The following is a 15,240-nucleotide window of genomic DNA, read 5'->3' as shown; positions in this document are numbered from 1 at the left end:
TGCATGAACTTTCGTAAGGGAGTTGTTTCTCACAAAGCTGCTGTCTCGATTGCCTGGATTATTTGCTCCACTTACCTCGTCCTATTCGGAATGATATTGGCTGGGTGCGGGAGCGGCAGTGGAAACAGTTCAGGCAATGCTGGTGGTGGTAGTTCAAACACCGGCGATTACTCTCTCTCCGTGCAGCCCACCAGCGTAACGTTAAGCCCCGGCGGCAGTCAGACTGTTACAGTCTCTATCCAGGCGCAAAACGGTTTTGCCTCGAATGTTAACGTCTCCGTGACGTCGCTTCCTGCAGGAGTTACCGCCTCACCGTCTTCCTTCGCCATCTCTTCGGCCACACAGGTAGTCACGCTTACTGCGGCTGCGTCAGCAGCGAGTGTCAGCAACAGCATCGCCACAATACAGGGCGTCAGCGTCTCTCTCTCTCACCAGGTCCAACTAACCATTACGGTCAACACTCCTGCGAGTGGTGGTCCTAGCTCGCGGTCGAAGTTTCTTCGTACCGATTCCACGACAGCATATACCGCATTCCCACCTCCGAACTGGACCGTCTTTCATTCGCCGACAAGGCGATTCTTCGCGTCGGACCCCTATACGAACCATCTGAATGTCATCGACTCTGTTGCTCAGAAGCAAATAGCGACACTAACGATTCCTGGAGCATTCGGGATGGATCTAGCTCCGGACGGGAGTGTGCTCTATGTCGGCACGATGCTCGGAGACCTTTATGTAATCGATCCGGTCCAGTTGTCGGTCATCAGGCGATACGCCGCAAATACAATCAGCCCGTTTGGCTTCACCGCGAATGCTGTCTATGCCTTGGCAAACGGTAAGCTTCTCCTCGAGCGCTACAATCTCATTCCCGGCTATTCATGGATAGATGGTAATGGCCCCCTTGCCCTATGGAATCCCGCCGATAACTCAATAGTTACTTTCGTCGATCCGGGAAACTTCGGTGGCCAAAAACCGGAAAAACCAATCTGCCTCGCAGGATTTGAGCACGGCGTTCTTACCAATAACCGTACTCGTATCCTGCTCAGTCCAGTTCAAACCTCTCAGGGAAGCGCGATCCTCTGTTCCTTTGATCCGATTGCGGACACATGGGTCTGGTCTTCGACGATGTCAGATAGCGGGAACAGCGCGCTCTCAACCATTGCAGTCAGTCCAGACGGCAACACCGTGGCGGCCTCCACCGGAAAAACGGTCTACGTTCTCGATGCCGCGACACTAAAACTCAAAAACTCTTTCCCCATCAAGTCAACACAATCTCTCTTAAACTACCCGAGTGCCGTCATTGGATCCGACAATCAGACCCTGTACATCAGCGACCTTGGATCCTTTGTCTATGCCTACAATTTGTCTACAGGCACTCAGATTGGATGGCTGCCCAACATACAGACGACTTACTCCTCAGCTTCACCGAATATCTCTTTGATGCAGGCGATCAGCGATAACGGTCTTATTGCAGGTGTCATGGATCAAGGAGTTGCTCTGCTCGATCTCATAGCAATTAATTCAAGTCCGGTGGGTACTGCATTTGGCCCGTCTCAGCTAAGCAAAGCCTACGGTCCGGCCAATGGAGGAACCCAAACCTCCTGGAATCCGAGCCAGCGGGGATTATCGAGCTCTCCAAAATTGAGCGGCGCATTTTTCGGTAACAACAGAGCCGCCAACCCTTCGATTAGCTCAAGCGGCAACCTCACCATCTCCGCAACGTCGCCCAGTGGGACGCCCGGTCCTGTGGATGTCATAACGTTGACATCTGACGGCAGCGAACAGCTCCTTCCCGAAGCGTTCTCTTATGGTCCCTGGGTCGTCGAAGCACCCACAGCGTACGCAACCGCAGACGGAGGTGGCTCCGCACAGATCTACGGTTACGGATTCGGCGCCGCCGGAAATCCCAGTAATCAACCAGTCGTGGCTCCGCCTTCGGATCTGCAGGTAGTGGCTGGAAGCGGCACGGCTCAAGTCACAGGTTTCATACCCTCCGCATACCAAAACAACTTCCTGTCCTCGCCTTTCCCTTTGGTTGGCGTACAGTTCACCGTCCCGCCCGGTACGGCAGGGACGGCTTCGGACATCACGATCACCAATTCCGCGGGCTCGACCAGCGTCAAACAGGCGATTAGCTACGTGCCCGCTACAAAGAGTTTTCCCGTAAGCGACGCCAAGCTGGTGGATGGTATCTACGATCCACGACGCGATGTGTACTACTTTACTGACACCAACCAGGTTCGCGTCTTCTCACGTTCTCAGGGCGCCTGGCTGAATCCCATCGTGATTCCACCGCCTCCGAAGGCCTACAGCTCACAGCGCCTGCTCGGCATAGCTCTTTCTCTCGATGGTTCCAAGATGGTGGTTTCGGACGCTGGGGCTTTGGCGATCTACATTATCGACCCTGATAACCCAGCCTCAATCAAGAGCTACTCCGTCGTCATACAGACATACGGCGATCCCGTTACAACCACACCCTCAGGGGTTGCGATCACTAACTCTGGAACCGTTTACTACACGGCTTATGACAGGAATGGAACTGGAGCACCCTTTCTGCTCTCGTTGGATACGACTACGGGAAAGGTTTCCCCCTTTGGAGGGTTTGTTTATACTTTCTCATCGCAGGGAGCATATCAGTATGGTCGTCTCCCCATGAGCGCGGACGGCACAAGAATCTATCTCAATAACTATGGCACGGTCGCCGCCTTTGACACCGCGACTGGAGCCGTCACCTACCCCTTCGGGACAAATACTCAAGGGCAGGGCTTTATAGGACAAGGCGGATTCGAGATTGTGCTGGCTGCCAACCAAACCAGCCTCTTTGCCGACGGTCTCATGATGGATAGCAGTCTGAATGTTTTGGGAATCGAGGCGATGAACTGGCGAGAAGCCTTCGACGCGACGCCTGTCTACGGCGCAACAATGTCACCCGACGGCGGTCTATTATTCCAACCTAACCTGAAGTCAATTGACGTCTTTGACGGAAGAACCGGCGCTTTTCGGTCGCGTGTATCGCTTCCAATCAAGGTCTCTTCCAGCTATCGCGCGCTCGTTAGCGACCCGAAAGACAGTGTGCAGATCGCCATAGTGGATGGCGGCGCCGGAATTGCAATCATCGATCTTGGATCCATACCTGAGCCCGACCCCATTCCTTTCTTAAGGTCGATATCAGGGCCGAATCCGCAGATCCAGGAATCGCCCGCGCAGCCGCGAAGAACACCGATACCCGCGACACTGCCACGGCATCGAACCCAGCCCCTGTTCGACGGTTCCATCGTTCGTTGAAATGGCTACCATCCAGAGGAAGGGCTCTCTTTAAGCAAGTTCGAGGGCCTCGGCTGGTCCAGTCACTCTAGAATCAGGAAGGGTCCAGAAAAACCGCTAAAGATCGCCTAGCAGCGACTAGCCCAAATTCAGGGAATGCAATTCCCTGATACATGATTTTAATTCCCTGTTCTGCAAAGGCCGGATTGACTAGAGTGCAATAAATATCCTGAAATAAGAGTGATAGAACCATTTCCCATTGGGCAACGAAACCAGAATCGAGAAATTCCTTGTATTTTTCCTTGATAACAGGGAATTGATCGCAGAGAGCAGTTCGATTGAGACTGCATCCACCGCCATCTCGCCTTATCGATTCGCCTTGTAAGTCCGGATCGGTATCCGAGTGCATAAAAAATCGTGCCTCCTCGGCTACGTTTCCAGCCATTGGTGAATTGCGTGGATCGTTCTTACCCAGATTGTCCTCCTGCTCAGAAGGGTGAACGAGGTGTACCCGAATCGAAATTCAGAATTCGATTCGGCACTGAAATGCGATCATGCGTGGTGAGCTATCACCACCAAGGCCTACACCAAGTAATCCTGTTGGTGGCGATATTGTATTTTGGAGCGTCCCGAACCGGGCTGGGATTGCCCCTCCTGGCACACCCGCTTCCACCTCGCTGGGTAAGGCGAAGTTTGGGTGGTTAAAAGCGTTGAACATCTGCGCATCCAGACGGAGCGCCACCTGTTCACGAATGGGGAACGACTTCGTGATGTAGATATCGGAGTTTACATAACGTGGTCCACGTACGGAGTTTCGTCCTGAGTTGCCGAATTGGCAATTTGTGAGGGAATCCCCTCCAGTACACGCTCCGGTCGCTGGGTCGATAACCGAGATAAAAGCATTCGGGTTGAGCCACTGCTTCGTACCCGCGATCGTCACGCCCGCAACTGGGGTTTGGCTGTAGATGGGCACGCCTGATACACGATTGGCATATGCTGGGGCAGCAAACTGTACGGTGCTTGCTCCGCTAGCCTGAAATACGCCGTTCCCGTTGGCAATGTACGGTTGACTGAGCACACTAAATGGCAGACCAGAGTGGAAGAATGCCGTTTCAGAGAAAGACCAGCCTCCAAAGATATGGCGCAAAACAGGATGGCGGGAATGGAACGGTATCTGGTAAAGGCCAAATGCAGAAACATTGTGTCGGACATCGTAATCGCAACTTGCATATTGACGCCTCAGCTCACCGGGAAGTGGTGACATTAACCCTTGAGTTGAGAACGCGAGCAGACCGCCATTGGATATCTCATCGAGACAATGGCTGACCGTGTAGTTTCCACGTAGTGTCAGTCCGCCAAGCTGTTGGGTATAGGCCATTTGCAGACCGGCATAATTGCTGCCTGCATCCGTGCGGAATTCGGTTACATTACCGAAGCGTTGGTCGAGGGGTCGCTGATAAGGGAAGGGAGCAAAACATCCATCACAAACGGTCTGATAACCGTTGAGTTGAACCTGGAAAGGCTCGTGCAATCCTCGTGTTCCAACAAAATCCATGCGCAGATTGCCGCGTGTCCCGATCTGTTGTTCTATGCCAAGGTTGTACTGGTAATAATAGGGCATCTGGAGCTTCCCACTGGGAAAGGTATTGAGGCTTACTGCCAGTGGACATGTCGGATCGCCAGGTTGTATTCCCACACATGGCTGGCCACCCGATCGAAATGCTGTCTGAAACAAATTATTAGCGCTGACGGTCGCATCGATAGCGCTGCCAGGAACTCCAGGGGCAATAGCTAGCCCGCCAACTTGTCCACCAATTCCTCCGACGAATGTAGGATCGTTGGGTGCATTCATGGCTGCAAGATCGGCGATCTGCATTGGGATGATGTCGTTGAACACTCCAAAGCCACCATGAACTGCTGTGTGAGGCAAGAATTGGTAGGCGAACGAAACACGCGGCTGGTAGATAAACAGGGGAGTTTCTGAAAATAGGTTGCGAACATTACCAATAACGACCTGATTGAGCGGCTGAATGGTCTGATGTGAAGCATCAAGAAAAGAGCCGGCCATTCTGGAGAAGAGATTTTTTGCACTCGTTATGTTCGTATTCCAGGTAACTCGCATGCCATAGATCAGAGTCGCTTTTGGCAATGGCTTATAGGTGTCCATCGCATAATATTCGAGATTGCCGGCAGAGACGCGCTCGCTGAGGGCTACTGGAAAACTCTTGCTTGCTGTATAGGCGGCGCCATAGGTGAACTGCGCCAGATTGTTGTAGGTTACGGTGGGGACAGTCCCTTGCCCCAAATCATAATTACTCACGTCGAGGCGGCGAGTATTGATGCCGAACTTCCACGTATGCTGCTTGTGTGTCCAGGTCAGGTTGTCATTGATCTGCCACTGCGTCACCTTCCGACCCTGTGGGTATGTATTGTTGTTACCGCCGATGGTGGTGAACGGTACGCTGCTGCTGCCCGAAGTAAGGACGATTGGAAATGCCTGTTGTACCTGTGAGTAGTTATTGGGTTCAAAGATACTCGAATACCAGCTTGCACCTGGGTTGAACTGATTCACTACAGAAGAGCTGAACAAATGCGTGTAGCCAGCAACCAGCGTACGTTGCGGCTGCGGCGAATACGCATTGAAAATGGCATTAATTGGGTCGGTGTAGGCAGCTTGAAGTCCAGTGTCTTGCTGGAAGCGATACCAAACGCTGTCTTTGGCATTGATCGTATGATCGATCTTTACGACGACAAGATTTTCGGTATCGCTATTATTGAGCGATGCCTGACGCTGACTGGCACAGCCGTCGCTGTTTGTCCCAAGCGGGCACCCAATAATCGGTACTGGTGATCCACCCGGTTCCGGCAATAGAGAGAACATCTTCTGATAGAACGGAATTTCGTCAGGCTGTGCTGGGAGCGTCCTACCTGTTACGGAATCAGTTCCACCGATGGCTAATTGCTTCAAAACGTACTCTTGGTAAGCAGGAGTGGGCAAAGTGATTTGGGAAACAATCGGCAAAGCGATACGGATGCCTTCATAGTGTCCGAAAAAGAAGAGTTTATCTGCGCGGATCGGACCACTGACACTGGCACCGAATTCATTGACCGTAGATCGAGGCTTCCTGGCGATGCTATCTGGGGTGTCATTAGCGTGGAGGAAGTAGTTTTTCGCATTGAATAGAGAACCATTCCATATCTCGTACATATCCCCGTGAAATGCGTTCGTTCCTGACTTGGTGAAGTAGTTGACTTGAGCGACAGCGTAGCGCCCCTGGTCGACCGCAAACGAGTTTGTGTTCACTGTTGCTTCCTGAACCGCATCGAGTCCAATGACGAGATTGGTTGAGAGACCAATATTCAGTCCGAGCCATGGATCGTTCGTGTCGTACCCATCGAGAATGTATCCGTTCGAAGTTGCCGGCAAACCATTAAATTCAACATTGCCATAGCCGCCTGGGGCCTTAGCATCATTGGATGAGCCAGCTGTATTCATCAATGCTCCTTGTGCGAACTGGGCCAAATATGTCAGATCCTGGCCCGGATTCGGCAAGCTCTTGATCGTCTTCGCCTCGATGGTTGTGGTTGTATTCGGATTGTCGAGGCTGAGTAGTCCCTGTTGTGCGGTTACGTCGACCGCCTGATTGCTTGATTGAATCTGAAGCACAAAATTTAGAGCAACAGTTCGACCGACACCAACCGAGGTAGGTTTGGATTTCGAGACGGCGAAACCAGAGGCTTCAACCGTCACTTCATAAGTAGCCGGATTGATTTGAGAGAAAAGAAAATGGCCAGTCGCGTCTGATTCGCTTATGCGTGTTGCCCGCGTATTCGTATCGATCAGGGTGATGATTGCGCTGGATATAGCTGCACCGCTCGAATCTACAATCTCGCCTGTGAGCGCGCTGCTGGTCCCGCTTTGCGCCAACAACACGCATGCATTAACTATGGTTAACTCGAATAAAAGAATAAGGCTGTATTTCCATGCTCGAATCCGTTGCACGTCGGTCTCCGTTTATACAAGTGGTGATTGCCGCAGGGGAATCCCAAAAAGGTGCTGGGAGGATATTTAGGTCTACCTAAATTAATTAGGTACACCTAAAATAAGGACAGTGTCAAATCAGGGACAGGAAAGAGCATGAAAACGCGACGCACAAATCTGAATACGGAATCGGTAGACAACTATCTGAAGGCCATTTTTATGCTGGGTGGTCCAGAGGAAGATCGGGTGACCAGTACCGCTCTTGCAGAAAGGTTGGGAGTTGCTCCTGCATCGGTCACCAATATGCTTCAAAAGCTTGCGCTATCTCCTGCTTCATTTGTGGAGTATGAGTCTCGCCGCGGCGTACGTTTGTCGGCTGCAGGTAGGCGCCGAGCCCTGGAGATTATCCGCCATCATCGTTTGTTGGAGGCGTTTCTGTACGAAGTGCTCGATTATCCGATTGAAGAGATCCACGATGAAGCTGAGCGATTAGAGCATTTTATCTCGGAGCGTTTTGAAGAGCGTATCGCCGCAAAGCTGGGGCACCCAAAATTTGATCCTCATGGACATTGCATTCCCGCTTTGGACGGGAAGATGCCCAAGCAGACCTCCAGGTCGCTGGCGGACATCGAGGAAGATGGAATATTTATCGTAGACAGTGTTTCGGACGAGAATGCTGTCTTGCTTAAAAACCTTAAAGCGCATGGCATCATCCCGGGAATACGCTTACAGGTCTCCAGCTCTACTCAGAAAAATCTGGCTCTGCAAGCTATAGGTATATCGAAGATTCTGCACCTTCCCCGATCCCTCGCCGAAACAATCCAAATCAGGTTCGCAAAATGACCAACAATATCCACATTTCGTTCACCCTGGATGCAGGTGGCGAGGTGCATCCAGGGTGAAAGCTGATTAGGTGTAATTTAGTCGTCTCCGAATAACGCGATAAGTGCAGTCCGGTCCCCAGGGAAAAATTCTGTTTCCCAAAGCCCAAGACGGTTTCATGAGTGTCTATGTAGCCATGAGGGATGGCATCTCGGAGATATGCGAATCGTTGCGAGAAATCTGTGCGGCGGCGAGACGTGCCGTTCGAATGCGCGCGGGTGAGCAAGAGACATAATCAATACCGAGTGTGGAGAAGAAGTGTATGGATGCAGGATCTCCTCCGTGCTCCCCACAGATGCCAATTTTGATTTCAGGATTTGTCTCCCGTAACCCATTGATGGCGATACGAATCAGGTTTCCAACACCCTCGCGGTCGAGAGTGACGAAAGGATCGGACGGTAAGATCCCGTGCTCAAGATAGTGATTGAGGAAGACACTGGAGTCGTCGCGGGAGAGTCCAAAGGTCATCTGCGTGAGATCATTTGTCCCGAAAGAAGCGAAGTCAACATATTGAGCTATGGTGTGAGCGCAGATAGCTGCCCGTGGTAGTTCAATCATGGTGCCTACAAGATAGGGAATAGACATACCTGCGTGAGCGAAAACCTCGGATGCCACATGATCAATGCGCTTCCTAAGCCATGACATTTCTTCGGCGCTGGCGATGAGCGGGACCATGATTTCAGGGACAGTTTTGTAGCCCTCCCTGATCACGTTGATAGCTGCCTGCAGGATTGCCTTAACCTGCATCTCGAGTATTTCGGGGTACGTGATGCTGAGGCGGCATCCGCGATGCCCCATCATCGGGTTTATTTCCGTAAGCGCCTGGATGCGTTCTGTAAGTTGTTTGAACTTGCGGACCTCACGGTTCGTGATGGCGGCATTCTCCAAATCGGCGCGTGCCTCGTCGAGGGAAGGAAGAAATTCATGAAGCGGTGGATCGAGGAGTCGGATGGTCACAGGCAAGGGCGACATCTCGCGGAAAAGCGCCTCGAAATCATGCTGTTGCATGGGAAGCAGCTGCTCAAGCGGAGCCTGACGATCCTCTGTGCTGGAAGCGAGAATCATGGCTCGGACGTGCGGGAGCCGTTCCGGAGCGAAGAACATATGCTCAGTCCTGCAGAGGCCAATGCCGCGTGCACCTGCAATGCGAGCCTGCACGGCGTCGAGCGGTGTATCGGCATTAGCGCGAACGTCCAGTGTGGCAATATCTTTTGTCCAGTCGAGCAGAGTTTGCAGCGCCTCGTTTTTCTCGTCCGGCGCACGAAGCAGTAGTTGTCCAGAGAAGATGCGGCCTGTAGAGCCGTCGAGAGATATCCAGTCGCCTTTATGAAGCGTTTGGTCACCGATGCGAAGCACGGAGGCAGCCTTGTCGATGACGATCTCCTTAGCTCCTGTGATGCAGCATTTACCCATTCCGCGTGCGACAACGGCCGCGTGGCTGGTAGCTCCACCATGCGCTGTAAGAAAGCCTGCAGCCAGCGCCATGCCATGAATATCCTCGGCAGTGGTTTCGTGGCTGATAAGGATGAGCGGGTCGTGATCAGGTTGTTTTGCCATACGCACAACTTCGGCAGAGGAGAAAGCGATTCTTCCGACTGCGGCTCCTGGCGATGCAGCTATTCCTGTTGTAAGCAATGTTGGGTACGAGGTAGTGAAATCGAGTTGCGGGGCAAGAATCTCGCTGATACTGGCAGGATTGACACGCGAGATTGCTTCATCTTTGGTAATGAGATTTTCGGCGACCATATCGACGGCGGTACGAACAGCTGCGATAGCGCTTCGTTTTGCCGAGCGTGTCTGCAACAGGAACAGCTTGCGGTTCTCGACCGTGAATTCGAAGTCCTGCACGTCGCGGTAGTGCTGCTCAAGCTGCATAACAATGGCCGATAGCTCCTCATAAACGTCCGGCATGCTTCGTTTGAGAGAAGCGATAGACACGGGTGTGCGTGCACCAGAGACGATATCTTCCCCCTGCGCGTTTGCGAGAAACTCTCCAAATATCTCTTTCTCTCCAGTAGAGGGATTGCGCGTGAAGCCGACACCGGTTCCGCTCTCTGCGCCGGCATTGCCCATCACCATGGCCTGTACGGTGACTGCAGTGCCGAGGTCATCGGAGATGCCATTGAGTCTGCGATAGAATCTGGCGCGCTCATTGCTCCAGGATTCAATGACGGCTTGAATGGCAAGCTGTAGTTGCTGATCGCCGTTGTCCGGAAACTCTTCGCCCGTGGAGCGTAAAACAACTGCCCGAAGCTGATGAATCGCTTCTCGGAGAGCATCATCGGAGAGAAGGCCGCCACTACTGTGATTCGCGTAGATCGCTGTCATCACCTGATCGAGATCGCCTTTAGGCACATCCAGAACGACTGCGCTGAACATCTGGATGAGGCGACGGTAAGAGTCCAGGGCGAGCTGCGTGGAGCCACTTTGCGATACGAGGCCATCGATAGAGGATTGCGAAAGACCGACATTCAGAATCGTATCCATCATGCCGGGCATGGAGACAACAGAGCCGGAGCGAACGCTGACCAGAAGGGGATTTTGTGCGTTATTAAATTCGCGTCCCATGGTTTCCCCTAGCCACTGCATGGCTGCTTTGATCTCTTTGGTAAGAGATGGGGGAAGGGTCCCGTGCTTGAAGTAGTGGTGGCAAGCGTTAGTGCCGATGATGAATCCTGGAGGCACCGGAATGGAAAGCCGCGACATCTGAACGAGGCCTGCACCTTTATTGCCTAGAAGTGCGCGCATGGAGTCATCGGCATCGGCAACGCCATTTCCGAAACGGTAGACATATCGTTCACTACGCACCATGATTCTGCTCCATGCCGTTCTGGCTTTGAATTGAGTCGCTGAAGATGGCCCAGGCTCTTTCAGAAGGAAGATGAGGAAATACGATTGCGCCAAATTGCGTGTAGAGGTAATGGTCGAAGCCTAGCAGCTTGATCTGGCGCTCACGCTCGGCATGATCTGCTTCACTGGATTGTTCTCCAATGAGGCGTGAGGAGTAACAGAAGGCCAGCCGCTTTGCTGGAAATGCTGTGCGAATTTCTGTGGCAAATTTTCTGGCCTCAAGAGAATTGAAGCCAGTGCTCTTATAGCAGAGAACGTCGGCACTCGGAGCGTACATCAGGGAGCGAGCAATGGCTGCATCGATACCTCCGCAGTATGCCTGCAGGTTCTCTTGCGTTACAGCGCCGCTGAGATAGCGATGGTCACATACATCGCCATTCCCATCAATGGCTACAGCCGTTTTGGCTTCGGTGCAGGCAAAGACAGTAAGTTTGATACCAAGAGAGCCTGCGACCTCTTTTGCAGCCCGCATCCTTCGTAGTACGCCCACAGCAGAAGTAAGCGCAGGGCCTGATGAACGCGATGGATGGCTAGTCTGGTGGCAATACTCCTCCGACCGCATGGCGATCGCGCCTGCATCCATAAGGTGCTTTACAAGATGAAGAGAGTTATCAAAATAGAGAGATCCCGGGTGCCATGGTGGTGCCGTGGGTTGCAGGGGTAAAAGAGGCATTGTTCCATCCTGTATGCGGTTCGAAATGAAGGGGCCAGCAAGTACGGTCACTCCCATGTCGTGACCATATCGATTGAGGGAGTATGGCATCAACCCCCACTAGGACAAATCGGACGATTGGCCTTAATGTCTTCTTGCGGATAGAAATGGATGTTTTGTGGGATACGTAATAAGTGCGCGTCCTGCTAATTGGATACGACGCAACAAGGTGGTCCGACCAAGTAGACCGAAACGGCGCGATCCACTAGACTCTGCTGGTGACAGTTCTCTCAAGAGCAGTTCTCAATAAGTTGAACGATGCGCTGCTTCATCGCAGAATCCAGGAGGGCAGGGAGCTGCTGGATAAATTGCGCAAAAGCGCAAACCAGATGTCTGCATCAGACAGACATGCAGCAGCTCTTGTTTTTTGCCTGTCGCAGTGGATGGATATCGGATACGGAAACCTGCAGACGTTGGATGAGCTCCTGGCAAAATTTGCCAGGAGCGATCGCGGACAGATGATTTTTGTAGATTTCATCCAGCTAAAGATGGCCGAGGCTTACAGGGCGTTTGCAGTAGAGAATGCGCAGAAGGCGATTGCTGAGCTCGACTTTGTTCTGCAGATAGAACCGGCGATCGTTGGCTTGCAGGTGATTGCTCAAGCTCATTTCTGGAAGGGCCGGGCACACAGATCGCAGGGAGAATATGAACTGGCGCTGCAGCATATTTTGAAGGCGAAAGATGCAGCGTTGGAATTGAAGGCTCCGGAATTCGTTGCTTCGATGAAGATTCATGAAAGCTGGCTCCTGTTCCAAAAAGGACAACGGCGTGAGGCATTTCGGTTGCTGGATGAAGCGGAGAAAAAGCTGGCGACGACGGAGCATTATCTGGCGTTAGGTAATCTTGAATCCGCGCGAGGGCGGTTTGTGCGTCGGTCAGGAGAGTATGCGAAGGCCGTAGAGCATTTTGGGCGTGCGGTGGCCATCTACTCACGTCGGTTCTCTGATCATCCAAATCTGGCGCGCGCGCTCGTCAATATGGCGTATGTCAAACGAATGATCGCGCTGGATTTGCGCGAAAGGATTGGCGAAGATCGCGCCACAGCCGCACAACATAATCGCTGCCGTGAGATATGCCAGGAGGGGTTGGAGCTATTGAAGCAGGCCGGTAGCATCTACTCCCAACGAAATCATATGACCGGGCAGGGATCGGTTTTTGTGAATGCTGGCTATCTTCACCTTGATTGCGGAGATATTGACCTGGCTGAAGACGAGGCGGAGAAAGCTTATCAATTAGGCGAACGAAGACAGGACCACATCCTCATGGCTCGAGCACGTACGCTGCAGTCGATTCTGCATCATGAACGCGCGGAAGAGCAGATTGGGGATGCGACAGATACCGCAAGGCACGCAGCCCTCTCAAAGAGCTGCTCGGAGGAGGCTATCGGGATTGCGAAAATGACGCAGAATAAGCGGCTATTGGCTGGAGCATATATCGCGCGCAGTAGAACAGCCGCAGGAGATTTTTTCCGAGACTGGGAGACGGCAAAGCAGTTTGCTGCTCTGGCGGGTGAGTTGCTGAGCAAAGACGATCGGGACCATCTTTCAAAAGAGCTGAGCCATTTGAAGGGAGTGATTCTGCGAGCGACAGGAATACACGATCAACTGCGCTCATGGTCTGAAGGAATCATTCACGACAAGACCTTTCAGCAGGTGGAAGAGGAGTTCGCAGAAATCGTCATTCCAAAGGTATGGTTGCGCGAAGATAGGAAGATCTCGCGTGTCGCACAGAAGTTGTCAATCTCGCCTAAAAAGGTGAGACGCGTGCTGCGTAACGTCAATCTGCTTGAACAGGATGAGTAAAAAGCAATTACTGTGGAACCTTCTGCCTGCGAAATATGTTGTTTCTCAGGCGGAAAAGAGAGAGGGAGATCAGCGCGGCGCCAAGTGTTCCGTCAATAGTGCGTGCGGTCGTCGAATCCGAGAAAAAGCCGGAGAGGGCAAGAAGGAAGCCGACGCAACCGGTGGAAATATGAATAAGGGTGCGAGTTGTTGTCGTCTGAAGCTCGATCGGAGGGGAAGGTTTCGTAACCGGAGTATCAAGCTTGCAGAAGAATGTGGCGGCGCGTTGCCGTTCATCTTCGGATGACGGGAAGGCCCTGCTTCCGACGAGCATTGCAAGGCACGTCACTGCAACATTGATGATGATGGAGAAGCCTTCCAACTTGTAGTCGAGTGCCTCTGTAGTCGCCGGGCCCAGGGAGCGAAGATAGAAGGTTTTGGCGGCGAGAGTAACGACGCCGGACAGCATGCCAGCAAAGAAGCCGCTGAGTACGCCTCCTGAGTTTAGCCTGCGGAAGAGCAACGCCGAAAGAAGAGGAAGTAATGTCGGCGCCAGAAGAATTCCAAAGGCAGTGACCATCATGTGGAAGAGTGATTCACGATGGCTTTCGGCGATCCAAAGCGCGAGCGCCATAATGATGATGCCCAATAGAAGCGTTGCGATACGGCCCACGGCAACAAGCCGCGCGTCGGTTGCGGCGGGGTTAAGTATGCGCTGGTAAAAATCGCGTGTCAGAACGCTTGCGATTGCATTGATATCGGCACTGACAGTGGCCATAGTGGCAGAGAAGAGTGCAGCAACAATAATGCCGATCATGCCGGCGGGCAAAATCCGGAAGAGAAGATTCACGTAGATATTATGCGAACCGAGAGAAGAGATATTGGGAATGAGCTTGTGCGCCATCATGGCAGGGAGAAGCATGATGGGCGTGCCGATGAAATTCAACGCTGCGGCAAGGTAGGCAGCTTTGCGTGCCGAGGCTTCGTCTGGCACAGAGTAATACTTCTGCGCAAAGGACCATCCTCCGTTGTAGCTGATGAAGACGATGATGGCGTAGCTGATGAGGTAGACCCATCCATACGGCCCAGATACAGGACGCCAAAGGTCAGACGGGATGGAGTGAAGAGCAGGAGAGATTCCTCCAAGATGCCATATGGCAAGAGGAAGAAGCAGGAGGACGGCGAGGGTCTTCATGAGGAACTGCACATAATCCGTAACGACAAGTGCAAGAAGACCGCCCAGCAACGTGTAAACAATGACGATGACGGCGCAGAGCAGGATAGAAGTGCGAATCTCCATGCCAATCCCCGCGGAGAGAAAGAGCGAGGTGGTGAAAATCTTGAGGGCGTCTTCAAAAAGTTTGGCAGGTATAGCTGCCCAGGCAAAGAGCTGACGCGTGCGCAGGTTGCATCGCTGTTCGAGGAACTCTACGGGAGTGATGATGCGAGCTCGTCGCCACCGCCAGGCAAAGAGCCATCCTCCAAGAATGCATGCTGGAACACTTGTCCAAAAAAGAAGAATAGCCGGAAGCCCATAGCGATAGGCGATTTCAGAGTAGACAACGAAGGTGAAGGCGCTGAAGCCGGACATGTAGTGCGAAATACCCGCGAGCCACCATGAGATCTGATGACCGCCGGCGAAGTAGTCTTCGGCCGTGCGTTGTGTTCGGCGAAACCAGATACCGATGCCGAGCACGAGAAAGAAATACCCGAAGATAACGATGTTGTCAGGCAGCGTGAGGCGGATCGTCGGCATGTGTTGACACGAATTC

8 protein-coding genes are annotated in these 15,240 nt (G+C 52.6%); 3 read left to right on the top strand and 5 right to left on the bottom strand.

What is annotated here, in order from left to right:
• Nucleotides 1-3 precede the first annotated feature (3 nt).
• On the top strand, nucleotides 4-3,282 hold the full coding sequence (locus KFE13_RS08655; protein WP_260706766.1) for a hypothetical protein: 3,279 nt from the start codon (nucleotides 4-6) through the stop codon (nucleotides 3,280-3,282).
• A gap of 73 nt (nucleotides 3,283-3,355) precedes the next feature.
• Here the strand turns inward: KFE13_RS08655 and KFE13_RS08650 are convergent, their stop codons facing one another.
• Nucleotides 3,356-3,670 carry a hypothetical protein gene (locus KFE13_RS08650; protein WP_260706765.1) on the bottom strand — a complete coding sequence of 105 codons (315 nt, stop codon included), beginning with the start codon at nucleotides 3,668-3,670 and terminating at the stop codon, nucleotides 3,356-3,358.
• Nucleotides 3,671-3,784: 114 nt separating this feature from the next.
• Nucleotides 3,785-7,264: a TonB-dependent receptor gene (locus KFE13_RS08645; protein WP_260706764.1), complete on the bottom strand. Its 3,480-nt coding sequence runs from the start codon at nucleotides 7,262-7,264 to the stop codon at nucleotides 3,785-3,787.
• 135 nt (nucleotides 7,265-7,399) lie between these two features.
• Between KFE13_RS08645 and KFE13_RS08640 the strand changes: the two genes are divergently transcribed.
• A complete protein-coding gene (locus KFE13_RS08640; RefSeq protein WP_260706763.1) occupies nucleotides 7,400-8,086 on the top strand; it encodes a metal-dependent transcriptional regulator in 687 nt (228 codons plus the stop codon).
• Between the two features lie 165 nt (nucleotides 8,087-8,251).
• Here KFE13_RS08640 and ppdK read toward each other — a convergent pair whose 3' ends face one another.
• Together ppdK and KFE13_RS08630 are read right to left on the bottom strand one after the other, a co-directional pair.
• Nucleotides 8,252-10,936 carry a pyruvate, phosphate dikinase gene (gene ppdK / locus KFE13_RS08635; RefSeq protein WP_260706762.1) on the bottom strand — a complete coding sequence of 895 codons (2,685 nt, stop codon included), beginning with the start codon at nucleotides 10,934-10,936 and terminating at the stop codon, nucleotides 8,252-8,254.
• Nucleotides 10,926-11,447: a beta/alpha barrel domain-containing protein gene (locus KFE13_RS08630; RefSeq protein WP_260706761.1), complete on the bottom strand. Its 522-nt coding sequence runs from the start codon at nucleotides 11,445-11,447 to the stop codon at nucleotides 10,926-10,928. The genes ppdK and KFE13_RS08630 overlap by 11 nt, the downstream gene beginning before the upstream one ends.
• A 698-nt stretch (nucleotides 11,448-12,145) precedes the next feature.
• Between KFE13_RS08630 and KFE13_RS08625 the strand changes: the two genes are divergently transcribed.
• Nucleotides 12,146-13,489: a tetratricopeptide repeat protein gene (locus tag KFE13_RS08625; RefSeq protein WP_260706760.1), complete on the top strand. Its 1,344-nt coding sequence runs from the start codon at nucleotides 12,146-12,148 to the stop codon at nucleotides 13,487-13,489.
• 7 nt (nucleotides 13,490-13,496) lie between these two features.
• Here KFE13_RS08625 and KFE13_RS08620 read toward each other — a convergent pair whose 3' ends face one another.
• On the bottom strand, nucleotides 13,497-15,224 hold the full coding sequence (locus tag KFE13_RS08620; protein ID WP_260706759.1) for a sodium:solute symporter family transporter: 1,728 nt from the start codon (nucleotides 15,222-15,224) through the stop codon (nucleotides 13,497-13,499).
• Nucleotides 15,225-15,240 lie beyond the last annotated feature (16 nt).

Origin of the sequence: Edaphobacter flagellatus (assembly GCF_025264665.1) — a bacterium.
Classification (GTDB): domain Bacteria; phylum Acidobacteriota; class Terriglobia; order Terriglobales; family Acidobacteriaceae; genus Edaphobacter; species Edaphobacter flagellatus.
Note: the sequence above shows the minus strand (reverse complement) of the source record. Positions and strands in the feature narration are given on the sequence as shown.

Coding starts and splice junctions, on each gene's coding strand:
- KFE13_RS08655 (WP_260706766.1), top strand. CDS start 4: ATGAACTTTCGTAAGGGAGTTGTTTCTCACAAAGCTGCTGTCTCGATT.
- KFE13_RS08650 (WP_260706765.1), bottom strand. CDS start 3,670: ATGCACTCGGATACCGATCCGGACTTACAAGGCGAATCGATAAGGCGA.
- KFE13_RS08640 (WP_260706763.1), top strand. CDS start 7,400: ATGAAAACGCGACGCACAAATCTGAATACGGAATCGGTAGACAACTAT.
- ppdK (WP_260706762.1), bottom strand. CDS start 10,936: ATGGTGCGTAGTGAACGATATGTCTACCGTTTCGGAAATGGCGTTGCC.
- KFE13_RS08630 (WP_260706761.1), bottom strand. CDS start 11,447: ATGCGGGCTGCAAAAGAGGTCGCAGGCTCTCTTGGTATCAAACTTACT.
- KFE13_RS08625 (WP_260706760.1), top strand. CDS start 12,146: ATGATTTTTGTAGATTTCATCCAGCTAAAGATGGCCGAGGCTTACAGG.
- KFE13_RS08620 (WP_260706759.1), bottom strand. CDS start 15,224: ATGCCGACGATCCGCCTCACGCTGCCTGACAACATCGTTATCTTCGGG.